General features: G+C 69.2%; 21 protein-coding genes and 3 tRNA genes. 12 read left to right on the top strand and 12 right to left on the bottom strand.

Features of this window, described 5'->3' with window-relative positions; genetic code table 11:
- The first annotated feature begins 26 nt into the window (after positions 1–26).
- Both MRBLWS13_RS02375 and MRBLWS13_RS02370 read left to right on the top strand, forming a co-directional pair.
- The gene (locus MRBLWS13_RS02375) at positions 27–212 is read left to right on the top strand and encodes a helix-turn-helix domain-containing protein (RefSeq protein WP_349427474.1); all 186 of its coding nucleotides are present in this window, start codon (positions 27–29) and stop codon (positions 210–212) included.
- Positions 209–1,324: a site-specific integrase gene (locus MRBLWS13_RS02370; RefSeq protein WP_349427473.1), complete on the top strand. Its 1,116-nt coding sequence runs from the start codon at positions 209–211 to the stop codon at positions 1,322–1,324. The genes MRBLWS13_RS02375 and MRBLWS13_RS02370 overlap by 4 nt, the downstream gene beginning before the upstream one ends.
- Positions 1,325–1,357: 33 nt before the next feature.
- On the opposite strand, the gene MRBLWS13_RS02365 is transcribed toward MRBLWS13_RS02370, so the two are convergent.
- Positions 1,358–1,433, bottom strand: a tRNA-Val gene (locus MRBLWS13_RS02365).
- 141 nt (positions 1,434–1,574) lie between these two features.
- Between MRBLWS13_RS02365 and aceE the strand changes: the two genes are divergently transcribed.
- The 6 genes from aceE (at position 1,575) to MRBLWS13_RS02335 (ending at position 9,180) form a co-directional block, all read left to right on the top strand.
- Positions 1,575–4,304, top strand: coding sequence for a pyruvate dehydrogenase (acetyl-transferring), homodimeric type (gene aceE / locus MRBLWS13_RS02360; protein ID WP_349427472.1), 2,730 nt, complete (start codon positions 1,575–1,577; stop codon positions 4,302–4,304).
- Between the two features lie 31 nt (positions 4,305–4,335).
- Complete coding sequence (locus MRBLWS13_RS02355; protein WP_349428964.1) at positions 4,336–5,535, top strand: helix-turn-helix domain-containing protein; 1,200 nt, start codon at positions 4,336–4,338, stop codon at positions 5,533–5,535.
- A gap of 101 nt (positions 5,536–5,636) precedes the next feature.
- On the top strand, positions 5,637–6,548 hold the full coding sequence (locus MRBLWS13_RS02350) for an ACP S-malonyltransferase (protein ID WP_349427471.1): 912 nt from the start codon (positions 5,637–5,639) through the stop codon (positions 6,546–6,548).
- Between the two features lie 13 nt (positions 6,549–6,561).
- A complete protein-coding gene (locus MRBLWS13_RS02345; RefSeq protein WP_349427470.1) occupies positions 6,562–7,563 on the top strand; it encodes a beta-ketoacyl-ACP synthase III in 1,002 nt (333 codons plus the stop codon).
- 73 nt (positions 7,564–7,636) lie between these two features.
- Positions 7,637–7,885: an acyl carrier protein gene (locus MRBLWS13_RS02340; RefSeq protein WP_013586517.1), complete on the top strand. Its 249-nt coding sequence runs from the start codon at positions 7,637–7,639 to the stop codon at positions 7,883–7,885.
- Positions 7,886–7,941: 56 nt separating this feature from the next.
- Entirely contained in the window at positions 7,942–9,180 is a 1,239-nt protein-coding gene (locus MRBLWS13_RS02335) for a beta-ketoacyl-[acyl-carrier-protein] synthase family protein (protein ID WP_349427469.1), read from the top strand.
- Between the two features lie 193 nt (positions 9,181–9,373).
- On the opposite strand, the gene MRBLWS13_RS02330 is transcribed toward MRBLWS13_RS02335, so the two are convergent.
- Together MRBLWS13_RS02330 and MRBLWS13_RS02325 are read right to left on the bottom strand one after the other, a co-directional pair.
- Positions 9,374–9,877: a DUF3145 domain-containing protein gene (locus MRBLWS13_RS02330; protein ID WP_349427468.1), complete on the bottom strand. Its 504-nt coding sequence runs from the start codon at positions 9,875–9,877 to the stop codon at positions 9,374–9,376.
- Between the two features lie 150 nt (positions 9,878–10,027).
- Positions 10,028–10,801: a hypothetical protein gene (locus MRBLWS13_RS02325; RefSeq protein ID WP_331911596.1), complete on the bottom strand. Its 774-nt coding sequence runs from the start codon at positions 10,799–10,801 to the stop codon at positions 10,028–10,030.
- A 165-nt stretch (positions 10,802–10,966) separates the two neighbouring features.
- On the opposite strand from MRBLWS13_RS02325, the gene MRBLWS13_RS02320 reads away from it, so the two are divergent.
- Complete coding sequence (locus tag MRBLWS13_RS02320) at positions 10,967–12,973, top strand: DUF262 domain-containing protein (protein ID WP_349427467.1); 2,007 nt, start codon at positions 10,967–10,969, stop codon at positions 12,971–12,973.
- Positions 12,974–13,032: 59 nt separating this feature from the next.
- Here MRBLWS13_RS02320 and nagE read toward each other — a convergent pair whose 3' ends face one another.
- The 3 genes from nagE to MRBLWS13_RS02305 form a co-directional block, all read right to left on the bottom strand.
- Entirely contained in the window at positions 13,033–14,973 is a 1,941-nt protein-coding gene (gene nagE, locus MRBLWS13_RS02315; protein ID WP_349427466.1) for an N-acetylglucosamine-specific PTS transporter subunit IIBC, read from the bottom strand.
- A 191-nt stretch (positions 14,974–15,164) separates the two neighbouring features.
- Positions 15,165–15,238, bottom strand: a tRNA-Ile gene (locus MRBLWS13_RS02310).
- A gap of 53 nt (positions 15,239–15,291) precedes the next feature.
- The gene (locus MRBLWS13_RS02305) at positions 15,292–16,380 is read right to left on the bottom strand and encodes a DMT family transporter (RefSeq protein ID WP_349427465.1); all 1,089 of its coding nucleotides are present in this window, start codon (positions 16,378–16,380) and stop codon (positions 15,292–15,294) included.
- 42 nt (positions 16,381–16,422) lie between these two features.
- Here MRBLWS13_RS02305 and def point away from each other — a divergent pair, with 42 nt between their 5' ends.
- The 3 genes from def (at position 16,423) to MRBLWS13_RS02290 (ending at position 18,254) form a co-directional block, all read left to right on the top strand.
- Positions 16,423–16,989: a peptide deformylase gene (def, locus tag MRBLWS13_RS02300; RefSeq protein WP_349427464.1), complete on the top strand. Its 567-nt coding sequence runs from the start codon at positions 16,423–16,425 to the stop codon at positions 16,987–16,989.
- A gap of 91 nt (positions 16,990–17,080) precedes the next feature.
- Positions 17,081–17,566: a DUF6153 family protein gene (locus MRBLWS13_RS02295; protein ID WP_349427463.1), complete on the top strand. Its 486-nt coding sequence runs from the start codon at positions 17,081–17,083 to the stop codon at positions 17,564–17,566.
- 91 nt (positions 17,567–17,657) lie between these two features.
- Entirely contained in the window at positions 17,658–18,254 is a 597-nt protein-coding gene (locus MRBLWS13_RS02290) for a DUF305 domain-containing protein (RefSeq protein ID WP_349427462.1), read from the top strand.
- Positions 18,255–18,299: 45 nt separating this feature from the next.
- Here MRBLWS13_RS02290 and MRBLWS13_RS02285 read toward each other — a convergent pair whose 3' ends face one another.
- The 6 genes from MRBLWS13_RS02285 to dusB all read right to left on the bottom strand — a co-directional run bounded on the left by MRBLWS13_RS02285 (position 18,300) and on the right by dusB (position 24,389).
- Positions 18,300–18,959 (bottom strand): hypothetical protein, encoded by a 660-nt coding sequence (locus MRBLWS13_RS02285; RefSeq protein ID WP_349427461.1) that lies wholly within the window; start codon positions 18,957–18,959, stop codon positions 18,300–18,302.
- 64 nt (positions 18,960–19,023) lie between these two features.
- Positions 19,024–19,096: transfer RNA gene (locus MRBLWS13_RS02280), tRNA-Asn, on the bottom strand.
- 77 nt (positions 19,097–19,173) lie between these two features.
- Positions 19,174–19,965: an ATP-binding cassette domain-containing protein gene (locus tag MRBLWS13_RS02275; RefSeq protein WP_349427460.1), complete on the bottom strand. Its 792-nt coding sequence runs from the start codon at positions 19,963–19,965 to the stop codon at positions 19,174–19,176.
- 50 nt (positions 19,966–20,015) lie between these two features.
- On the bottom strand, positions 20,016–21,872 hold the full coding sequence (dnaG, locus tag MRBLWS13_RS02270) for a DNA primase (protein WP_349427459.1): 1,857 nt from the start codon (positions 21,870–21,872) through the stop codon (positions 20,016–20,018).
- The gene (locus MRBLWS13_RS02265; RefSeq protein ID WP_349427458.1) at positions 21,872–23,233 is read right to left on the bottom strand and encodes a deoxyguanosinetriphosphate triphosphohydrolase; all 1,362 of its coding nucleotides are present in this window, start codon (positions 23,231–23,233) and stop codon (positions 21,872–21,874) included. Before MRBLWS13_RS02265 ends, dnaG begins: the two co-directional genes overlap by 1 nt.
- A complete protein-coding gene (dusB, locus tag MRBLWS13_RS02260) occupies positions 23,223–24,389 on the bottom strand; it encodes a tRNA dihydrouridine synthase DusB (RefSeq protein ID WP_349427457.1) in 1,167 nt (388 codons plus the stop codon). Before dusB ends, MRBLWS13_RS02265 begins: the two co-directional genes overlap by 11 nt.
- Position 24,390: the final 1 nt, after the last annotated feature.

The following is a 24,390-nucleotide window of genomic DNA, read 5'->3' as shown; positions in this document are numbered from 1 at the left end:
TAGTAGTGCGCGCCCAGGGGGCACAGATGGCCATTTCAGACACCACACGACTGTTGACGAGTAAGGAGGTCGCCGGGATGCTCGCAGTCTCAGAATCGACGCTCAGCCGCTGGCGTGAGCACGGCACAGGGCCGCGCTACCTCAGCCTCGGAGGAATCTTTCGGTACACGGTCCAGGACGTGCAGAGCTACATCGAGGGGGCACGCGCATGAGCGTTCAGAAGACCGACAACGGGCGTTACCGAGCGAGGCCGAAGGTAGGCCGCACGGTCATCACCTCGAAGACCTTCGACCGCAAGAAGGACGCTGACGACTGGCACGCGCAACAGTTGCGCAGCTTCCACCTTGGCGCGTTCGTGCACCCGTCTGCCGGAAAGGAGAAGTTCGGCGCGGTGCTGGATCGCTGGCGGGCGCAACGTGAGGGCACCATCGGCGCGAAGACCTTCAAGAATGAGGGGTATGCGCTGAAGCACGTGGAACCGCTCAGGAATCGTCCTATCGCGTCGCTCGACAAGGGCGAGTGGGAAGCGTTGTACACAAGACTTCTCCGCACACTCTCGCGCGGCACCGTCCTGCGCACGCGCGACAGTTTGAGCGCGCTCTACGAGTGGGCGGTGGAAGAGAACATCGTGCCCAAGAACGTGATCCGAGCATCGCGCGTACCGAAGGGCACCGCAGAACGCCCGACGCGCGAAATCTACCCATACAACCTCGCAGAGCTTCGCGCCGTTCACGAGGCGATGAGCGAGCGAACCAACCAGACCAATGCCGACATCGTTCTCGTGTTGGGTCTCACGGGTCTTCGCTGGGGCGAGCTTGCCGCGCTCCGCGTCCGCGACGTGCAGGAGCTTCCCTATCCGGCTGTTCGGCCTACGCGGTCGAAGTCGGACGGTGCTCCCCTCAGGAATGTGACGAAGGGCGGACAGCCGCGCACAGTGCCGATGGCCGATGACGTGGCGACGATAGTCTTTGCGCTCATCGACGGGCGAGGCCCCAACGAGTTGGTGTTCCCCAACACCGTGGGCACGTTCCGCCAAGAAGCGAACTGGAAGCGCGATGCGCACTGGGATGACGTGAAGCGCGGTCGCCGCGTGCACGACCTCCGGCACACGTTCGCGACGCTCTCACTGGGCAACGGCGTGGACATCAAGACTGTGCAGAACTGGCTGGGGCACAGCACCGCGAAACTGACGCTCGACACGTATGGCCACTACATGAAGAGTGACGCCGACACAGCGGGCATCGCCCGTCTGAACGGTGCGCTCGCGGGGGACGCCGGGGGGACAGCAGCACGAAAGCTGAGAAGGGCCACGAGTGGCGAGTGATGCCTACTCCCGCGTGATTTCGCGGCGGATGGATGGTGGGCCCTGCCGGGATCGAACCGACGACATCCACGGTGTAAACGTGGCGCTCTACCAGCTGAGCTAAAGGCCCTCGCGGTCAGTCTACGAGGTGCGTCCGGTTCGTCCCGAACTCGCTAGGCTGGCAGATGGTGCGTTGTGCAGGGCTGACAAAGCCCGCGGCGCTCCGGTAGCGATTCCCTGGCATGATCTGCCAGACGACGAAAGGTCTTCTGTGACTGTCAACGATCAGGATCCGTACTCGCAGGAACCCCTCGACAGCGATCCCGATGAGACCTCCGAGTGGCAGGAGTCCCTCCAGCAGCTCGTGCAGGCGAAGGGCCACGGTCGTGGCCGCGAGATCATGCTGAGCCTGCTGCAGACCTCGCACGAACTGCAGCTGAACGTCCCGCAGGTTCCCACCACGGACTACATCAACACGATCGCCCCCGAGAACGAGCCCGAGTTCCCCGGCGACGAGGAGCTCGAGCGCCGCTACCGCCGGTGGATCCGCTGGAACGCGGCGGTCACGGTCCACCGCGCACAGCGGCCCGGCATCGGCGTCGGCGGCCACATCTCGACGTACGCGTCGTCGGCCTCGCTGTACGAGGTGGGCTTCAATCACTTCTTCCGCGGCCTCGACGACCCGACCGGCGGCGACCAGATCTTCATCCAGGGCCACGCCTCCCCCGGCATCTACGCCCGCTCGTTCCTGGAGGGGCGTCTCACCTCGGACCAGCTCGACGGCTTCCGTCAGGAGAAGTCGAAGGCGCCGAACGCGCTGCCTTCGTATCCGCACCCGCGTCTCATGCCGGAGTACTGGCAGTTCCCGACGGTCTCGATGGGCCTCGGCCCGATCAACGCCATCTACCAGGCGATGTCGAACAAGTACCTCACCAACCGCGGGATCAAGGATCTCTCGAACTCGCGGGTGTGGGCCTTCCTCGGCGACGGCGAGATGGACGAGGTCGAGAGCCGCGGTCAGCTTCAGGTGGCCGCGAACGAGGGCCTGGACAACCTGACGTTCGTCGTCAACTGCAACCTGCAGCGCCTCGACGGGCCTGTCCGCGGCAACGGCAAGATCATCCAGGAGCTCGAGAGCTTCTTCCGCGGCGCCGGCTGGAACGTCATCAAGGTGGTCTGGGGCAGCGGCTGGGACGAGCTGCTCGCGAAGGACACCGACGGCGCGCTCGTGCACCTCATGAACACGACGCCCGATGGCGACTTCCAGACCTATCGCGCCGAGGACGGCGCCTTCATCCGCGAGCACTTCTTCGGCCGGGACGAGCGCACCGCCGCCCTGGTGAAGGACTGGTCGGACGACGACATCTGGGGCAAGCTCCGCCGCGGCGGCCTGGACTACCGCAAGGTCTACGGCGCCTACAAGGCGGCGACCGAGCACAAGGGCCAGCCGACCGTCATCCTCGCGAAGACGATCAAGGGCTACGGGCTCGGGCATCACTTCGAGGGCCGCAACGCGACCCACCAGATGAAGAAGATGACGCTGCAGGACCTCAAGTACTTCCGCGACTCGATGCGGATCCCGGTCTCGGACGCGCAGCTGGAAGAGAACCCGTACCTGCCGCCGTACTACAACCCCGGCGGGAACGACGAGACGATCCAGTACATGCTCGAGCGCCGCCGGGCGCTGGGTGGCTTCCTGCCGGAGCGCCGCACGCACCACGTCGGCCTGCAGCTGCCGGGCGACGAGGCGTACGCGCTGCCGAAGAAGGGCTCGGGGACACAGGAGATCGCCACCACGATGGCGTTCGTGCGGCTCCTCAAGGATCTGCTGCGATCGAAGGACTTCGGCCACCGCATCGTGCCGATCATCCCCGACGAGGCGCGCACGTTCGGCATGGACGCGTACTTCCCGACCGCGAAGATCTACAACCCCCACGGCCAGAACTACACCTCCGTCGACCGCGAGCTCCTGCTCGCGTACAAGGAGAGCCCGCAGGGTCAGATCATCCACGTCGGCATCAACGAGGCCGGCGCGGTGGCAGCGTTCACCGCCGCGGGCACGTCGTACGCCACGCACGGCGAGCCGCTCATCCCGGTGTACGTCTTCTACTCGATGTTCGGATTCCAGCGCACCGGCGACGCGCAGTGGGCCGCGGGCGACCAGATGGCGCGCGGGTTCATCATCGGCGCGACGGCAGGACGCACGACGCTGACCGGTGAGGGCCTGCAGCACGCCGACGGCCACTCGCACCTGCTGGCGTCGACCAACCCGGCCACCCTGTCGTACGACCCGGCCTACGGCTACGAGATCGCGCACATCGTCCGCTCGGGCATCGAGCGCATGTACGGCGGCAACCACCCCGACCCGAACGTCATGTACTACCTCACGGTGTACAACGAGCCGCTGGTCCAGCCCGCGGAGCCGGAGGGCGTGGATGTCGACGGCATCGTGCGCGGCATCCACCGCGTCTCGACCGCCGAGGGCGACGGCCCGAAGGCCCAGCTCCTGGCGTCGGGCGTCGGCGTGCCGTGGGCGCTCGAAGCGCAGCAGCTGCTGCGCGAGGACTGGGGCGTGCAGGCCGACGTCTGGTCGGTCACCTCGTGGAGCGAGCTGCGCCGCGACGGCCTGGCCGCCGACGAGCACAACTTCCTGCACCCCGAGGAGGAGCCGCACACCGCGTACCTCACCGACAAGCTGCGGGATGCCGCCGGCCCCGTCGTCGCGGTCAGCGACTTCATGCACGCGGTCCAGGACCAGATCCGTCCCTGGGTGCCGAACCGGTTCGCGACCCTCGGGGCCGACGGCTTCGGATTCTCCGACACGCGCGCCGCCGCCCGTCGCTTCTTCAAGATCGACGGACCGTCGGTCGTCGTCCGCACGCTGCAGGCGCTGGCCGAAGAGGGCGCGGTCGACCGCAGCCTCGCCGCGCAGGCGATCGAGAAGTACCGCCTGCACGACGTGACCGCGGGAACGAGTGGGAACGCGGGCGGCGAGAGCTGACCTGACGACGATGGGCAAACCCGCCGAGGTGATGGACAAGGTCGAGACGCTCGCCTGGTTGCGACGCATCTCGGGTGACCTCGCCACCGTCACGATCAAGCGCCTCGACGACATGCTGCCCTGGTACGCCGAGATGCCGCCGGCCCGACGCTCCGCCGTCGGGCTGGTGGCACAGGCGGGCATCACGTCGTTCATCCAGTGGTACGACGATCCCGCCTCCACGCCCTGGATCGCGGCCGACATCTTTGCGGCCGCTCCCCGGGAGCTCCTGCGGAGCGTGAGCTTGACGCAGACGCTGCAGCTGATCCGCGTGACGGTCGAGGTGACCGAGGAGCGGGTCGCAGGCAAGGGCGAGCATCTGCGGGAGGCGATCCTCTTGTACTCGCGGGAGGTCGCCTTCGCCGCGGCGGATGTGTATGCACGTGCGGCGGAGGCCCGCGGGCTGTGGGATGCGCGGCTCGAGGCCCTCGTGGTCGACTCGATCCTGACCGGCGAGGCCGACGAGGAGCTGCCGAGCCGCATCGCGGCACTGGGCTGGCACGGCCACGGCGAGGTCGCGGTGCTCGTCGGCACGACGCCCCCGCAGTTCGACGTCGACCAGCTGCGCCGCACGGCGCGCAAGCTCGGCGTGGACGTGCTGATCGGTGTGCAGGGCTCCCGCCTGGTGCTCGTGGTGGGGCGCGCCGAGCCGGCCGCCATGGCCGAAGACGCCGTGGCAGACCTGCCGTTCGCCGAGATCGCCCGACGCCTGGAGCCCGGGTTCGGAGCCGGGTACCTCGTGCTCGGTCCGACGGTGCCGGCGCTCGTGGACGCGAGCCAGAGCGCCCGGGCGGCGCTGGCGGGCTTCGCGGTCGCGAGGGCGTGGCGTCACGCGCCCCGCCCCGTCGAGGCGGACGACCTGCTGCCGGAGCGCGCCCTGGCCGGAGACCCCCTCGCCAAGCTCACCCTCGTCGATCGCATCTACCGGCCGCTCCAGGCGCACAGTGCCGACCTGGTCGCTACGCTGTGGGCATACCTCGACAACGGCCGCTCGCTCGAGGCGACCGCCCGTGAGCTCTTTGTGCACCCGAACACCGTCCGCTATCGCCTCAAGCGCGTGTCGGAGGTCATCGGCTGGGACGCGACCGGCCCCCGTGAGGCGCTGATCCTGCAGACCGCGCTGATCCTCGGTTCCATCGGCACGGATGCCGCCCGCCGCCGCCCTCCGGCGGCGCGACGCGGCGCCGGCTGACGTCGAGCGCGACCCGACGTGTGGACCCCGCACAAAGGCAGCCGCGATTCTTGTGACGGTGTCGCCAGAACCCCCTCCACGATCCTTGACAGGATGGAACGGTGAGAATCGCGGTCTTCCCCGGGCAGGGCTCCCAGTCCCCCGGCTTCCTGGCACCCTGGCTCGACGCGGACGGCGCAGCCGATCGGCTCGCCCAGTACTCCGAGTGGTCTGGCGTGGACCTCGTCGCCGCCGGCACCGAGTGGGATGCCGATCGCATCCGCGACACGCGGGTGGCGCAGCCGCTCATCGTCGCCGCGAGCCTGCTGTCGTGGAACGCGCTGCCCGACCGTGAGCGCATCGCCGGGGTCGCCGGTCACTCCGTCGGAGAGTTCGCCGCAGCCGCTGCGGCCGGCGTCCTCAGCGAGCGGGCCGCATTGACGCTCGTCGGCATCCGGGGTCGCGCCATGGCTGAAGCCGCCGCTGCCGCCGAGACCGGCATGAGCGCGGTGATCGGCGGCGACGAGGCCGCCATCCTGTCGCGCCTCGACGAGCTCGACCTCGCGCCCGCCAACTACAACGGCGGCGGCCAGCTCGTCGTCGCCGGTGCTCTCGATGCGCTCCAGGCGCTGGCGGCGGAGCCGGTCGCCGGTACCCGCGTCATCCCGCTGCAGGTCGCGGGAGCCTTCCACACCCGCTACATGGCGCCGGCCGTCGAGGCGCTGCGCGCCGCAGCGGCCGAGGTCGCGGCATCCGATCCCGACGTCCTGCTCTGGACCAACCGCAACGGCGCGCCCGTCGCCTCGGGCCGCGAGTTCGTCGACCTTCTGGTCGATCAGGTCGCCTCGCCGGTGCGCTGGGACCTCTGCATGGCGTCTTTCGCCGACGCCGGCGTGTCGGGCATCGTGGAGCTGTCTCCGGCGGGGACGCTCGTCGGGCTGGCCAAGCGCGCGCTGCGCGGAGTGCCGGCCGTCGCCGTCAAGACGCCCGATGACCTGGAGGCCGCCACCGCCCTGGTGGCCGTCGACGCATGACCGGAGTATCCGCATGACCCGCATCCTCGTCCAGCCCACCGGTGCCGCCCACACGCGCATCTACGCGTACGGCGCCGCCCGTGGCGAGATCGCCGTGCCGAACGACGACCTCATCGGTCCGATCGACTCGAGCGACGAGTGGATCCGCCAGCGCACCGGCATCATCACGCGCACGCGCGCAGTGCCCGAGACCGATGCGATCGACCTGGCGACGGATGCCGCCCGCGAGGCGATCGAGCGCTCCGGCGTCGACCCGTCGCAGGTCGACGCGGTCATCGTCGCCACCATCAGCAACCCGAAGCAGACCCCGTCGGTGTCGGCCATCGTGGCGGACCGTGTCGGCGCCAACCCCGCGGCCGCGTACGACCTGAACGCCGCATGTGCGGGGTTCGCATACGGCGTCGCCCAGGCGGACGCCCTCATCCGCGCGGGCGCCGCGCACTACGCGGTCGTCATCGGCACGGAGAAGCTCAGCGACGTCGTCGACCCGACCGACCGGAGCATCTCGTTCCTGCTCGGCGACGGCGCGGGCGCGGCGGTGATCGGCCCGAGCGACTCCCCCGGCATCGGCCCGACGGTCTGGGGCTCCGACGGCTCGAAGGCCGACGCGGTGGGCATGAACTACACGCTGACCGAGTTCCGCGACGGCACCACGCCCTGGCCGACCCTGCGCCAGGAAGGCCCGACAGTCTTCCGCTGGGCGGTGTGGGAGATGGTGAAGGTCGCCCGACAGGCTCTCGAAGCCGCAGGGGTCGAGGCGACCGACCTCGCCGCGTTCGTGCCGCACCAGGCCAACATGCGCATCATCGACGAGTTCGCCAAGCAGTTGAAGCTTCCCGACACGGTGCTGATCGGCCGCGACATCGAGACCACCGGTAACACGTCGGCGGCCTCCATCCCGCTCGCGACCCACCGCCTGCTGGAGGAGCACCCCGAGCTGAGCGGCGGTCTGGCGCTCCAGATCGGCTTCGGTGCCGGGCTCGTGTTCGGCGCGCAGGTGGTCGTGCTCCCCTGACCCGGCGGAGCACGACCCTAGACTGAGACGGCCCGTTCGGGCCCCCGCAACCCCTAGAAAACAGGAGAACCCCATGGCATTCACCAACGACGAGGTCCTCGCCGGACTCGCGGAGCTCATCACCGACGAGACCGGGATCTCGGCCGACGAGGTCGCACTCGAGAAGTCGTTCACGGACGACCTCGACATCGACTCGATCTCGATGATGACAATCGTCGTCAACGCCGAGGAGAAGTTCGGCGTCACCATCCCCGACGACGAGGTCAAGAACCTCAAGACTGTCGGCGACGCCGTCACCTTCATCACGTCGAACCAGGCGTAAACCCTCCGGTGGGGGCTGCGGCCCCCACCGGCGCATCCATGAGGATCTAGAACGACATGAGCAACTCCCGCATCGTCGTCACCGGCATCGGCGCATCGTCGCCGCTCGGCGGCACGGCACCCGAGAGCTGGTCCGCGCTCCTGGAGGGCGTCTCCGGCGCCCGCACCCTCGAGCACGACTGGGTCGAGAAGTACCAGCTGCCGGTCACCTTCGCCGCGGAGGCGAAGGTGCGTCCCGACACGGTGCTCGAGCGTCCCATCGCCAAGCGGCTCGACCCTTCCTCCCAGTTCGCGCTCGTCGCCGCCATGGAGGCGTGGGCGGATGCCGGCAGCCCGGAGATCGAGCCGGAGAGACTCGGCGTCGACTTCGCCACCGGCATCGGCGGACTGCACACCCTTCTCGACGGGTGGGACACCCTGCGCGAGAAGGGCCCTCGCCGCGTTCTGCCGATGACCGTCCCCATGCTCATGCCCAACGCGGCGGCCGGAAACCTCTCCCTTCACTTCAACGCCCGCGCCTACGCGCGCACGGTCGCCAGCGCCTGCGCGTCGAGCACCGAGTCGATCGTCAACGCCATCGAGCACATCCGCGCCGGCTACGCCGACGTCGTGATCGCCGGCGGCACCGAGTCCGTCATCCACCCCGTGACCATCGCCGCGTTCTCCTCGATGCAGGCGCTCTCCCGTCGCAACGACGATCCGCCGACCGCCTCGCGGCCTTGCAGCGTCGACCGTGACGGGTTCGTCATGGGCGAGGGCGCGGCGGTCCTTATCCTCGAGACCGAGGAGCACGCGCGTGCGCGCGGCGCCAAGATCTACGCGGTCGCGGCCGGCGGCGGCGTCACCGCGGACTCGTACCACATCACCGCCAACGATCCCGAGGGGCTCGGCGCATCGCGCGCGGTGCGCCTGGCGCTCGAGATGGCGGGTGCCTCTGCCGACGATGTCACGCACATCAACGCGCACGCCACCTCGACGCCCGTCGGCGACCCGAACGAGTACACGGCGCTGCGGTCGGTGTTCGGCGACCGGATCGACGAGATCCCGGTGTCGGCCACCAAGGCGTCGACCGGTCACCTCCTGGGCGGCACGGGCGCGCTCGAGGCGATTTTCACGGTGCTGGCCCTGCAGGACCGCGTCGCTCCGCCGACCATCAATCTGACGACGCAGGACCCCGAGGTCCCGTTCCGCATCTCGGGCACTCCCACGCCGCTCGGAGACGGGCCGCACCTCGCGATCAGCAACTCGTTCGGCTTCGGCGGGCACAACGCGGTCGCCGCGTTCGCCTCGATCTGACACTGCCGGATCGGCCGCGCCGGCCCGCGCAGCGGGTCGGCGCGGGTCGACCTCCGTCACGCGAAGACGCCCCCGGTGAAGCCGACCGGGGGCGTCTGTCGTGTCAGGCGGTGGTTCGCGGTCCCGCTGCCCGGGATTCACGGCCTCCGAGCCTCGGTAGTGGCGCCTCGCACCGCCTGCGTCTGAGAGAGTCTCAGCCGACCTTGTGCAACCAGACGACGGGCGCGTCGTCGCTCGCGTGCCGGAACGGCTCGAGCTCTTCGTCCCATGCGGCGCCGAGCGCGACATCCAGTTCTCGCCGCAGCTCGAAGGCGTCGCTGCCGGCGATCTCCATCGCGTAGCGGATGCGGTCCTCGCCGATGACGACGTTGCCGGCGGTATCGGTCTGGGCGTAGTGGATGCCGAGGCCCGGCGTGTGCAGCCAGCGGCCGCCGTCGCTGCGGGGCGTGGGATCCTCCGTGACTTCGAAGCGCAGGTGCTCCCAGCCGCGGATGGCCGTCGCCAGAGCCGAACCGGTGCCGGCGGCGCCCTCCCAGTAGAACTCGGCGCGGCGGCTGCCGATGAGGACAGGCTGATCGATCCAGTCGAAGCTGACCGCTCGGCCCAGTGCTCGGCCGACCGCCCACTCGAGGTGCGGGCACAACGCCCGTGGCGCGGAGTGGATGAAGATCACCCCACGCGCTTTTTGTGTCGCCATGATCTCTCCGTTCGTCAGGTGCGTCTTCCCCTACGACCTGTGACGGTGTCATGACGTGCTGTTCGGTTGTGCTGCCGCCATTATCGCCGAGAGGGCGGGGAAATCACAAGCCTGTGATTTCCCCGCCCTCTCGGGTCGGAACGAGGAGGCTCAGGCCTCGCTCATCGCCTGGACCTCGGCCTTGCCTTTGGCCGCGTAGTACGCGGCGCGGGCGGCGTCGCGGCGCGCCTGCTCGGCCTGGCCGGCGTCGAGCACGTCCTGCGCGACCTCGACGTAGTCGGTGGTCGGCTTGCCGTGGTACTTCTCGATGTAGGCGTCGAGCTCGGGGCCGGACTCCCACGACGTGATGAGGCAGTAGCGCGCCTCGTCGCCGGTGTGGTGGACCGCGTGCCACAGGCGCTGCGTGTCGACGATCAGCTGGGCGCCGGCCGGAAGGGCGACGCGGTACTCGATGCTGGGGTCGGTGCGGTTCTCGCGCAGCACGAAGTAGCTGTTCTTGTCATCGGTGAGGTTGAAGAAACCGCGGACGACCCAGCCGGTGCCGTCGGGGTTGAGCCGGTTGTTGTCGTCCTGGTGCAGGTTGTACAGCGCGTCGGCGTACGTGTTGGGCTGCAGTTCGATGACGCGGCAGCGCCCCACGTTGGCGCCCGGCTCCTGCGCGCGACGCGTCATGTCCGGCGCCTTCTCGACCTGCGACGGGATCCAGACGCCGTCCTTGTCGGTGCGCGGCGGCGTGTGGTTCCAGAACCCGTTGCACTCGATCTCGCCCTTGGCGGAGGCGAGCGGCGCGAAGCGGGTGTCACCCGACGACTTCCAGTCGACGTATTCGATGGAGAGCCATTCCTTCGGATCGAGCTCCCGGTCGTAGGGATCGAGGACCACGAAGCCGGTCTCATCGAGAGCGGCAGACTTGATGTAACCCATGACGAATCATGCCTTTCGGTCAGTGAGCTAGCACGTTTTAACAGGCTCAACTTAGGCAAGCCTACCTCGGGCCCCTGGAGGCTCCTGAGGACCGCGCCGTGAATAACCGGCGGGCGTTCGGGCCGCCGGTTCGTCGTGATGCGCCCCCTTTAGAATGGACGGGCCATGGTCACTGCCACGAATGTCGACGCCACAGCGGTCAACACCATCGGATGGCTCTCGGCCGCGGATTGGACGATCGTCGTCCCCGTCTACCAGCGGCAGTACCGGTGGGACATCGGCGGATGCGAGCAGCTGCTCTCGGACATCCGCGCGGTGGCCGACCTCGATGATCGCCACATGCACTTCATCGGCTCGATCCTCTCTTCGGCCAGCGGGGAGGGCGAGGATGCCGAGCTCGTGCTGATCGACGGCCAGCAGCGGACGACGACCCTCATGCTGCTCGTCGCGGCGCTGCACCACACCGTCCGCGAAGCGGATCCGGATCTCGCCGATCAGCTGCAGCGCGTCCTCGTCCACTCCCACGATGCGACGCGCACGAAACTCCGCCCGCATCGCGCGTGGGCGTCGATCTTCGAGCGCGTCGTGCTCGACCTCCCGCTCCCCCACGGTGAGCAGCGCGACTCGCGATTCGACGACAACTACGCCTTCTTCCGCAGTCAGATCAGCCTCGACGAGGCGCCCCACATCTGGCGCGGTCTGCAGAAGCTCGAGCATGTGGCGATCACCCTCGGCATCGGCGCGAACGCGCAGCAGATCTTCGAGAGCCTCAACTCGACCGGCGAGCCGCTGCGCGACCACGAGCTCATCCACAACTACGTGCTGATGGGCCTGAACCACGCCGAGCAGCGCGAGATCGAAGGAGAGTACTGGCAGCCGATCGAGCAGAACACCGGCGACTCGATCGCCGAGTTCTGGCGGCAGTACCTCGTCATGAGAACGGGCCGCGAGGTGACGGTCGTCGGAGGGCGCGGCGTGTACGAGGCCTTCCGTCACGAGTTCCCCCGCCTGGAGTTCGCCGACCTGTTGCGTCACGCCGCCGAATGGCGCGAGCTGTCCCGCGTCTACCGGGTGCTGCTGCATCCGAGCGAGGCCCCGGATGCCGAGATCACGCGCCAGCTCTCCCACTTCAGCACCTTCGGCACCGGCATGTACCCGCTCGTCATGCGGGCGTACAGAGACTTCGAACTCGGTTCCATCGCGCGTGACGAGCTGATCGAGACGCTCGAGATGGTGCAGTCGCTCCTGGTGCGACGTGCGGTCGTCGGCACCGGACTCGATCGCCTCGTGGCGCGCCTCTGCCGGGCGCGTGAGCAGGGCCGTGAGGCGCTGGTATCGGCGATCTCGCGCATCACTCCGTCGGACGAGCGCGTCGCGGTCGCGCTGAAGTACTCAGAGCTCCCCCACGCCCGGTATGTGCTGGGTCGCCTCGCCGGGGTCGACGGTGCCGGCGGGCTCGACGTCGAGCACATCTTCCCGCTCGCACCCGGTGATGCCTGGTCGGGCGACGGCGTGCGCGAGTGGGCGTCGTACAGCGACGACGAGCAGAACAGTCATCGCGCACTCGCGAACACGCTCGGCAACCTCACGGTCCTCGAGGAGGATCTCGCGCTGCGGGCCTGGGACCGCTCGTTCCCCCAGAAGCAGGCGCTGTACGCCCGGAGCACCATCGGGACGACGGCGGCGCTGGCGGAGCTGCCCGCGTGGGGGACGGCGGCGATCGCGCAGCGATCGATACAGCTCACGAAGCGCTTCGTCGAGGTGTGGAGACGCCCCGGCGGTCCCGCGATCGACGACGACGGGCTGACCCCCATCCTCGACGCCGTCCGCCGGCGAGGGTGGCCGCCGGGATGGCACCGCGAGTGGTCGTACGTGGAGTACTGCGGCGAGCACTGGGAGGTGCCCGACGTCAAGTACCTCTTCAACCGCGTCTTCAAGCGGCTGTGGGCGGACTCCCGCGACGCCGTCGTCGCGTACAGCGCGCGACGCGGCGGACCTGTCTACACCGCGCAGTCGTGGAACGGTCAGTGGGATCGCCTCGACGACGAGCACTCGCTCTACATGGGATGGGACTCCAGTTACATGCTGAGCGCGGTGCAGGGCGTCCTCGAAGAAGCAGGCCTCGCCGCCGAGGTCTTCGTCAAGTACTCGTACATCGGCAGCGCGATGTGAGGGGGACGGATGCCTCGGCTCGAGGCATCCGTCCCCCTCATCGTGGGTCGCGCGCGGCGTCACTCGAACGTGACGGTCGCGCTCTCGTTGTTCAGCACGATCACCGGGGTGATCGAAGGGTGTCCCGCTGCCTCGATCTTCGCCAGGTCGAAGCGGAGCAGCGGCGTGCCGGCCGTGACCTTCTGCCCCTTCTCGACGAGGGTCTGGAAGCCGTCGCCCTTCATGCCGACCGTGTCGATGCCGACGTGGATCAGCAGCTCGGTGCCGTCGCCCAGGACGAGTGCCACCGCGTGACTGCTGTCGAACGTGGCCCCGATGGTGCCGTCCGCGGGAGCGACCACCGTGTCGCCGGTCGGCTCGATCGCGACGCCGGGACCCATGATGCCCTGCGCGAAGGTCGGATCGGGCACCGCGGACAGCGGAACCACCCGTCCCTCGAGCGGCTGGCGCAGCCTCACGGTCGTGGTGGCGGGGGTGTCGGTGAGCACCGCTGTGGCGCCCGCGGCGGGAGCGATGGCAGGCTCGGGCGGGGCGCCCGCAGGTACGGCGACCTCCCCCGCGATGATCTGCTCCATCGCATCCTTCACGAACTGGACGTTCGTTCCGTAGACGACCTGCACCGACTTGCCGCCGGGCTTCATCGTGCCCGCAGCCCCGGCACGCTTGAGAGCCGTCTCGTCGACCTTGCTCGGGTCTTCGATCTCCATCCGCAAGCGCGTTGCGCAGTTCTCGAGTTCGAGGATGTTCTCCTTTCCTCCGAGCGCATCGATGAACCGGCTGCCCGTGACCAGGTACTTGTCGTCGGCCGCGTGTGTGTCGTACTCCGTGCCCTCGCCGAGGATGTCGTCGTCTTCACGGCCCGGCGTCTTCAGGTTGAACCGCTTGATGAAGAAGTAGAACACCACGAAGTAGATGAAGAACCAGAACACACCCATGACGGGGATGAGCCACGGGTTCTGCGCCATCGGGTTCATCCAGTTGAGGACGAGGTCGATGAAGCCGCCCGAGAAGCCGAAGCCCATGCGCACCGGCAGGATCTGGCTGATGGCCATCGAGATGCCGGTGAACAGCGCGTGCGTGACATACAGGACCGGGGCCAGGAACATGAAGGCGAACTCGAGCGGCTCCGTCACGCCGACGAAGAACGACGAGATCGCGCCGGCGAGCAGGATGCCGTAGGCGAGCTTCTTGCGCGTGGTCTTGGCCGTCAGGTACATCGCGAGGGCCGCACCGGGCAGACCGAACATCATGATGGGGAAGAACCCGGTCATGTACTGGCCGGTGACCCCGTAGGTGCCTTCGCCGGAGAGGAAGTTGTTGAGGTCGTTGATTCCGGCGACGTCGAACCAGAACACGGAGTTGAGTGCGTGATGCAAGCCCACGGGGATGAGCAAGCGGTTCAGGAAGCCGTAGATGCCGGTGCCGAAGGGGCCGAGCGTGACGATCCACTCGCCGAATGTGACGAGTCCGCCATAGACCCACGGCCAGACGAAGTACAGCACGATGGCGACGACGAGCGAGAAACCCGCCGTGACGATCGCGACCGAGCGCTTGCCCGAGAAGAACGACAGCGCGTCAGGCAGCTTGGTGTCCTTGAAGCGGTTGTAGCAGAACGCGCCGATCAGGCCGCAGATGATGCCGATGAAGACGTTCTGCACCCTCAGGAAGGAGGGATCGACCTCGTTGACGTCTGCCACGCCTGTGTAGAGCGCCACCGTCTCCGGCTTGAGGAGCGTCGTCACCACGAGCCAGGACACGAGCCCGGCCAGCGCCGAGGTGCCGTCGGACTTCTGTGCCATCCCGAGTGCGATGCCGACGGCGAACAGCAGCGCCATGTTGTCGAGCAGCGATCCGCCGGCGGCGCCGAGGAATGCCGAGACGAGGTTGGGACTCTTCCCGCCATTGCTGATCCAGTAGCTCAGGCCCGACAGGATCGCGGCGACCGGCAGCACAGCCACCGGCAGCATGATCGATCGGCCGAGCCTCTGCAAGAACTTCATTGTTCGCCTCCACGAGGGGCCAGGGGACAGGTGATGTCGATGACGCTACAGGCAAACGCGGGCCCGCGGCACTGGGTCCCCCTCCGAAAGTAAGGATGGTGAACGAATCCGGCGAGGAGGTTCTCGGCGACACCTGCCGCGCGAACAGAGAACCGCCGCAACCCGTGGGGCAGCGGCGGTCTCCTCGTTCGTAGGGCGGGTGGGACTTGAACCCACGATCGTCGGGTTATGAGCCCGCTGCCTTCACCAGCTTGGCCACCGCCCCTCGGCACTGAGCGCGCAGACGAGCCTACCGGTCCGCCCGGTGCGGCGCGTGCGTCAGCGCTTGCCCGGGTCGTCGAGGCGGTCCTTGACCGGCGGCTCGGGCCACACCTTCGACACGGCCTCCGTGACCTTGACGGAGCCGGTGCGCGGGTGCGCGGCATCCGAAGTTCCCCCGTCGCTCCCCCGCTGGATCGGGAGCTCCTGGCTCTCGCTGAGCACCTGCGGATGATGTCGGGCGAGCTGGAACACCCCCCAGACCGCGACGGCGCCGACGACGGCGAATGAGATGTAGACCCACAGCGGGGCGCCCGCGACCTCTTGGAGCACCGTCAGACCGATGATGATCGCGACGATCGGGTCGACGACGGTGAGCCCGGCGACGACGAGATCGGGTGGACCCGAGGCGTAGGCGCTCTGGACGAAGTACGCGCCCACGATGGCGCCGATGATGAGGGCGGCCAGGCACGCGAAGGTGAGCCAGTTGAAGTCGCTCTCCTTGACGCGCTCGATGACGACCTTGGCCAGCGTTGCGACGAAACCGTAGATGACGCCGGCGGCGATGATGTAGAACAGCGCGCCCATGCGCTTGCGCAGCCAGATCCACAATCCCGCGAACACCAGGGTGACGAGAAGCAGCAGGACCAGAATCGTGATCAGCTGGCCGTTCGAGACCGGCTTCTCGGTCGCGAACAGGGCTGCGATGGTCACGAAGATGAAGATGCCGCCGACGCAGGCCGCGATCGCGATGAGCGAGCGCTTCGTCGGCCTGTGCCCGCTGATCTGCGCGTTCAGCAGCGTCGTGATGACCAGGGCGACCGCGCCGAGCGGCTGCACCACGATGAGCGGTGCGAAGAAGAGGGCCGAGAGCTGGCAGACGATGGCGAGCGCGAGCATCACCGTGCCGATCACCCACGAAGGGCGGGCCAGCAGCTTCAGCAGGTGACTGGGCCCCAGGCCCTGGCTGGAGTGCCCGCCGCTGAGGCGCTCCACCTTGGTGACGCCGCGGTGCTGGTACTGGGCGCCGAACGACATGAACACTGCGCCCAGCAGGGCGAGAGGGATGCCGATCAGGATGCCGGGGTTCTGGAATGCGCCGACGAGCTGATCGCCGACGTCCTCGAGTTCCACCGCAGTCCAGACCACGTATCGACACTAGCCGCCGACACCGGTCGATAGGCTCAAGGCGTGGCTGTTCTCCCGATTCGCATCATGGGCGATCCCGTCCTGCACGCCCCCGCGTCCGTCGTCGAAGAGATCACGGACGAGATCCGCGCACTCGTCGCGGACATGTTCGAGACGATGGATGCCGCACCCGGCGTGGGCCTCGCGGCCCCTCAGGTCGGCGTGCCGCTGCGCATCTACACGTACACGTATGCCGACGACGACGGCGAGCCCTGGCGCGGGGTGATCATCAACCCCGAACTGTGGATGCGGCCCCTCGAGCCCGGTGCACCCGACCCCGACGAGGAGTCGGAAGGGTGTCTGTCGTTCCCGGGCGAGCGGTTCCCACTGCGCCGCTCGGAGGAGGTGCTCGTTACCGGCATCGACCTCGAGGGCGCGCCCGTGAGCGTGCAGGTCGACGGATGGCGGGCGCGCATCATGCAGCACGAGTTCGATCACCTCGACGGCATCCTCTACGTCGATCGCCTCGACGACGGCGACTGGAAGACCGTGCAGAAGATCGCCCGCAAGCGCGGCTGGGGCCGGCCGGGCAGCGCCTGGACTCCGGGCCTGGACGACATCGAAGCCTGATCCTCACCCCGGGAGATACCCCCTTCGGGTATATCCTGGTGGCGGGGCGAGGCATCAGGTCTCGCGATCACTGTCGAGCGAGGTGGGACGGATGCCGCGACCGCGACACGCCCGCTCGTGGCAGCGATGGTCGCTCGGATCGCGAGTGGTCGCCACGGCAGCGATCATCGTCGGCCTCCTCGGCATGCATGTGCTCATGTCGCCGGCGACGCACGCCGCGCACACGACGGGCCCGGCCGACGGTTCTGCCATGGCCGCCGCCGAGTCCGTGCATCCGCACCACGAGGGATCGGCGGCCGCGGCCATGACGGACGTCGGCGCGCCCGACGCGCGCTGCACGGGCGTCTGCGCGGACCCGTGGAGCCGTGGTTCCTCCCATGGTCAGGGCTACGGCGTGTGGACCGTCATCTGCGTGCTGGCGCTGCTGCTGACCGTGCTGCTGTTCGTTCCCTCTCGGGGGTCGTGGCAGTCGCCATGGCGCCTCCTGCGTCATGCCGCGGCGCGATCTGTCCGCGATGCCGACAGTGCGCCGCGACATCCGCCGTCCCTCGCTCTGCTCTCGATCAGCCGGACCTGAGCCGCGTCTCCCGGCGCTCGGCCGGGACACGCACCCGCACCTCTTGCGAGGTCGCGGGGTTCCGCTGATGACACTGATCGAAGGAGAAGAGATGAACACGCACACGCGCGCGCTCGCGGTGATCCTGCCGCTCACGATGGGACTGGTCGTGACCGGCTGCGCCGGAGCGCCCGACACGAGTGGCGGCATGCCGGGCATGCACCACGGGTCAGCGAGCTCGTCGGCGTCGCCGGCCGACGTGACGATGGCCGACCAGATGTTCGTGACGATGATGATCCCGCATCACGAGCAGGCGATGGAGATGGCCGAGATCGTCCTCGCCAAGGACGGGCTCGATCCTCGCGTGGTGGCGATCGCCGAGCGCATCCGCGCCGCACAGGGACCCGAGATCGAGCTCATGGAGAACTGGCTCGACGACTGGGGCGTGGAGCATGCCTCCGGCGGCATGGATCACGGCGACGGCATGATGTCGGAGGCCGATATGACCGCTCTCCGCGACGCCGACGGCACGGCGGCAGGCAGGCTCTTCCTGGAGCAGATGATCGAGCACCATCAGGGTGCCGTCGAGATGGCGGAGGCGGCCCTGGATGCGGCCGAGGATTCCGACGTGCGCGCTCTCGCCCAACAGATCATCGAGGACCAGAACGCGGAGATCGCCGAGATGCAGGAGCTCGCCGCCACACTGTGAAAACCACCCTGACGGGCGGGACGTGCGCGCCCGCCCGTCAGGGCGTCAGCCGTCGCTGCGGCGGTTGTGGCGCTCGACCCATCGGCGAAGCTCGGCGTCGGCTCCGGGCGGCGCCTGTGCGATCACGTTCATCCCCTGGCGGACCAGCGTCGTGCCGGTGCGCATCGGTCCCCACACTCGGGCCGTCGTCAGCTCCCCGGTGTCGACGTCGCGCACCTGCACCTGCGTGGTGTCGGTGGTCCGGCGTGCACCGGCTCTCCCCGCGACGTGCTGCACCACGAGTACGGGCAGGCCGTGGGCGGCAGCGGTCGCGATGACCGAGTCGAGATCGTGGGCGGCCCACTGACTGCGGATGCCGCGCACGGTCCACAGGGCCACCAGCACGACGAGCACCGTCGCTAATCCCGTCGGCACGAGCCAGCAGCTCACGATCGCCAGAGCCAGCGACCACATCGCGATGCCGCGCACCGCGAGCAGGATCGCCGCGATGGCCGGCACGAGCGCGAGGAACAGCCAGGGCTCCGGCACCGAGACGGGGAACATCCACGGCTCGCCGCCGAAGAGCACGACAAGCCCCCCCCAGACGACCGCCCCGGCGAACAGCGCCAGTCCGACGAGCAGCGGCGCAGCGCGATAGATCGGTGCCGGCACGGGGACGCCGCCTTCGACCGCCAGCAGCGGCGAGGGCTTCGCGCGACCCGCCATGTGCACCCCTCGATCTGATCCCGGAGACGAAGAAAGCCTCGGGGGTGGAGCCCCGAGGCCTTCGCTCCCCCACTTGGACTCGAACCAAGAACCTATCGGTTAACAGCCGATTGCTCTGCCAATTGAGCTATGGAGGAATGGTCCGCACTTTCGTGCGGGCAACCAGACCATACTAGCAAAGCTCAGCCGGTGCTCATGACCACGGCCGGCTCTCTCACGAGCTCACCAGGCGCCTGTCGGCCTCTCCGCTGGGAGTCCACAGGAGGTCCTTGGTGCCGTGCCCGTACGCGACGGCGTGCCCTGCCCGCAGCACCAGGACGTCCGCGTCCAGCTCGTTCACGACGTCTCGCTCGTTGGTGACGATGAGCGCGGCCATGTCGAGCTCGCGGCGGCGACGCAGCACCGCCTCGCGGGCCGCCTTCCGCACCTCGACGTCCATGTTCGCGAACGGCTCATCGGCGATCAGCACGCGCGGCTGCAGAACCAGGGCTCGCGCCAGAGCAACCCGCTGGCGCATGCCGGCGCTGAGCTCGTAGGGGTATTTGGCGGCGGCTCCGAGCGGCAGCATCAGCTCGTCGAGGAGCGAGGCCACCCTGACGGCGAGGGCACGCGCACTCACTCGGCGGTCGCGGCTGGTGATCGGCTCGCCGATCACGTCGGCCACCGTGAGCCGCGCGGGCAGACGTGCGCCGGCCGACTGCCGGAGGTGGCCGGCGTAGTACGTGAGCTGGCGATGCGCGCGACCCGGACGACGCACCGAGATGCCCTCGACGAGACCGTCTCCGCCGACGACGGCGAGTCCCGTCTCGTCGGCTCCTGCCAGCACGGAGGCCAGCGAGGACTTGCCCGAGCCGGTCGGTCCCATCACCGCCAGGATGCCGCCGTGAGGCAGGCGGAACGACACGCCGTCGACGACGCGCTGGGACGGCCCGCCGCGTCCCGCGCGGCGGGCGATCGAAAGGTCGGAACAGTCGATCGCGACATCCGCGTCTCGTTGGCGAACCATCTTCACATCCTGCCGTGCGATCGCCGCCGGCGCCAGCCGAGGACCGCGCGTCATGACGCTTCGTCGACGAGCGCCTGGCGGCGCGCATCCAGTTCGCGCAGGCGCAGGCGGATGCTGCGTCCCTCTTCCGATGCCGCCGGTACGCGCTGGATCGCGCCGAGCAGTTCGACCTTCTCGCGATCGAAGCGTCGAAGCACGAGGCGTCGCGCGAGATCGCCGGCCGATGTCACCGCCGCGTCGTCGTTCAGCGCCGGGAAGTCGCCGGCGAGCAGCTCTGCGGCGAGTGAGCGGTAGGGCTCGCGCACCGCGGCGACGGCATCCGCCGACCAGCCCGGGCGCTGCATGCCGGGGGCTTCGCGAACGGCGACCCGGACGGCGTCGAGAGCGGCGTTGCGGAACGGCAGCTCGAGAGCCCGCTCGACCAGCGTGGCGTCCATGCGATGGCCGAACTGCAGCACCCCCATGAGGGCATCCCGCTCCAGACCGACCTCGGGACTGCGGGGCAAGGTCGCCAGCGTGACGCGGAGCGCGCCGTCGTCGACGGCGGGTCCTGCGTTCTGCGTGCCGGGGGCGGCGTCGCGACGGCTTCCGCCTCGGCCCGCTCGCTCGACCTCGCGGCGCACGTCCTCGGTGTCCATGCCGAGCCGGCGGGCGAGCACCCGCACATACTCGGGCTGCAGGAGCGGGTCACGCAGCTCGGCGACCACCGGGGCGGCCGTGCGCAGCGCCCCGACGCGCCCTTCGACGCTGGCGAGGTCGTAGCCGGAGATGCGCTGATCGAGGACGAACTCGACCATGGGCACCTTCGTCTCGAGAAGCGCGCGCACCGCGCCGTCGCCCCGCGCGAGGCGAAGGTCGCAGGGGTCGAGGCCCTCCGGGCCGGTGGCGACGTACGTCTGGGCGTTGAACCGCTTGGCGTCGGCGAAGGCGCGCAGCGCCGCCTTCTGGCCCGCGGCATCCGGATCGAACGTGAAGACGACTTCGCCCGCCGTGGAATCGTCGCCCATCACGCGGCGGAGCACGGTGATGTGGTCGGAGCCGAACGCGGTCCCGCAGGTCGCGATCGCCGTCGTGATGCCGGCCAGATGGCACGCCATGACGTCGGTGTACCCCTCGACCACGACGACGCGGTGCTCGCGCGACACGTCGCGCTTGGCGAGGTCGAGCCCGTAGAGCACCTGCGCCTTCTTGTAGATCGTCGTCTCGGGGGTGTTGAGGTACTTGGGGCCGTTGTCGTCGTCGTAGAGCCTGCGCGCGCCGAAGCCGATGACCTGACCGGTGACGTCGCGGATGGGCCACACCACCCGCCCGCGGAAGCGGTCGTAGACCCCGCGCTGGCCCTGCGACACGAGACCGGCCGACGAGAGCTCCTCGTCGGTGTAGCCCTGCGCGCGCAGCGCCGAGAGCATGCCCGACCAGCCCTTCGGGGCGTACCCCACGCCGAAATGCCCGGCGGCGCCCGCGTCGAACCCCCGCTGCCCGAGGAAGCGCCTCGCGATGTCGGCCTCCGGCGTCATCAGCTGCGCCCGGAAGAACTCCGCCGCCGCCGCGTTGGCGGCGTACAGCCGGGCACGCCCGGTGTGCTCGGGGGCCGCGCCGCCGTCCTCGTAGTGCAGCGTCAAGCCGATGCGGCCGGCGAGGCGCTCGACTGCTTCCGTGAACGTCACGTGGTCCATCGCGCGCAGGAACGAGTACACGTCGCCTGACTCACCGCAGCCGAAGCAGTGGTAGAAGCCCGCCTGCGGGCGCACGTTGAAGCTCGGGCTACGCTCGTCGTGGAACGGGCAGAGGCCCTTCAACGATCCGACGCCCGCGGATTTCAGCGCCACCCTTTCACCGATGATGTCGGCGATGTTCGTGCGGGCCTTCACCTCGTCGACGTCGGCCTGACGGATGCGCCCCGCCATCAGCGCACCTCGGACGAATCGCGGGCGGTACGTGCGGCCGCATCCATCGGGCGGGCGCCCGGTGCCCAGACGCCGACGGATGCCGGATCCACCGGTCCGACGAGCGATCCGTGCCACGCGATCGCCAGCTGGTCGGTGAGGCTGGCGACCTGGTCGACGACGACGCGCCGGCGTGCGGCATCCGTCTCCGCCGCCGAGAGGTCCTCCGCGTGCAGCGGGTCCAGCGCGTCGGGGCGCTCCCAGAGGGACGTCGCCAGGCGCTTGAGGAGCCGACGCTGCTCCTTGTAGAGGTCCTTGCGGCCCTCGATCGACACGACCGCGGCACCGATGATGCCCTTGAGCACCGCCATCTCGGCCTCGACGATGCGGGGCACCACGAGGTGACCTCGGTAGCGGGTCAGCACCGAGGTCGCGTACGACTCGCGGGTCGCGGTGGTCGCGGCGCGGGCGAACCGGCCGATGAGGTCGGAGGTCAGGTTCTTCAGACGCGCGAGGGACGCACGCGTGCCGTCGAACGAGTCGATCCACTCGGGCATGCGCGTGAGGCGGAACAGCGCGTCCTCGAGCTCGTCGCGCGCGAAGTCGAAGCCCACCCAGGACTGGATCGCGGTGAGCAGCCACTGGTGCTCGCGCGCGTCCACGAGCCGCGCGGGGTCGAGGTAGCCGTTGACCACCGCGTCCTCGAAGTCGTGGACGGAGTACGCGATGTCGTCGGAGAGATCCATGACCTCGGCCTCGATGCACCGCACCCGCCCCGGCGCATCCGCCCGGAGCCAGCGGAAGACCTCTTCGTCTTCGGGGTACACGCCGAACTTCAGCCGCCCGCCCGGATCGGGCAGCGGATGGTCGGCCGTCCACGGATACTTGCAGGCGGCGTCGAGACTCGCACGCGTCAGGTTCAGGCCGAAGCTGCGGCCGTCGGCGTCGAAGACCTTCGGTTCGAGGCGCGTGAGGATGCGCAGCGTCTGCGCGTTGCCCTCGAACCCGCCGAAGCCCTCGGCCCACTCGTTGAGCGCCCGCTCGCCGTTGTGGCCGAACGGCGGGTGACCGAGGTCGTGGCTGAGGCAGGCGGTGTCGACGACGTCGGCGGCGAGGTCCAGCGCGGTCGCCAGCTCGCGCCCGACCTGTGCGACCTCGAGCGAGTGCGTCAGGCGATTGCGTGCGAAGTCCGCAGGGCTCGCGGGGCTGAGCACCTGGGTCTTCGCGGCGAGGCGACGCAGCGCCGCCGAGTGCAGCACGCGGGCGCGGTCGCGCGCGAAGTCGTCACGCTGCGATCGGTGGCGCTCGGCGTGGAAGCGGGCGGCGTCGGCGTCGTCGTACCCCGCCGGGCGGTCGGACGCGCCGGCCACGTCACCCGCCACTGTGGTCGAGTTCCGCTTCGGCGAGGGCGGTGGATGCCGCGGCCCCCAGCTCTCGCGAATTCAGCCAGCCATCGGGCAGCGCGGGACGCTTCGGGGTGCCCGCGCGACCCCGCTGGCCCTCCGCCGCGGCGCCCGGGTAGGGGGCGTCGAGGTCGAGGGTCGCGAGGAGGTCGTCGATCTCGGCGAGGGTGGATGCGGTGGCGAGGCTCGCGCGCAGGTCGCCGCCCACGGGGTACCCCTTGAAGTACCAGGCGACGTGCTTGCGGATGTCGCGGCAGCCGCGGCCCTCGTCCTCGAAGAACTCGACCAGCAGCTCCGCGTGGCGGCGGAAGGCGCGGGCGACGAACCCGAGGGTCGCGTCGACCGGCTCGGCCGGTGCGGAACCGGGCGCGCCGAGCGCGCGGGCCAGGTCGCCGAAGAGCCACGGGCGCCCGAGGCAGCCGCGACCGACGACGACGCCGTCGCAGCCCGTCTCGTCCATCATGCGCACCGCGTCGTCGGCGGACCAGATGTCGCCGTTCCCGAGCACCGGGACGCTCGTGACCGCTTCCTTGAGCTTCGTGATCGCCGACCAGTCGGCCTGCCCCGAATAGAACTCCGAGGCCGTGCGGGCGTGCAGGGCGACCGCAGCGACGCCGGCGTCCTCCGCGATGCGCCCGGCGTCGAGGTACGTCAGGTGGTCGATATCGATGCCCTTGCGCATCTTGACCGTGAGCGGGATGTCACCGGCAGCGCGCGCCGCACGCGTGACGATGTCGCGGAACAGTCCGAGCTTCCACGGCAGTGCCGCTCCCCCGCCCTTGCGGGTGACCTTGGGGACCGGGCAGCCGAAGTTGAGATCGATGTGATCGGCGCGATCCTCTTCGACGAGGAGGCGCACGGCCGCCTCGGTGGTCGCGGGATCCACGCCGTAGAGCTGGATCGAACGCGGCTTCTCGGACTCGTGGTGCGTGATGAGGCGCATCGTCGTCGCGTTGCGCTCGACGAGAGCGCGCGTCGTGATCATCTCGCTCACGTAGAGGCCGGCGCCGTACTCACGGCAGAGTCGCCGGAACGCGGTGTTGGTGATACCCGCCATCGGCGCCAGCACGACGGGCGCATCGAGTTCGATGGGCCCGATGCGCAGCGTGCGCGCGGGAGCGAGGGCAGTCGTCACG

It is taken from the genome of Microbacterium sp. LWS13-1.2 (assembly GCF_040144835.1).
In the GTDB taxonomy this organism is placed as follows: domain Bacteria; phylum Actinomycetota; class Actinomycetes; order Actinomycetales; family Microbacteriaceae; genus Microbacterium.
This window is presented reverse-complemented; position numbering and strand designations above follow the sequence as displayed.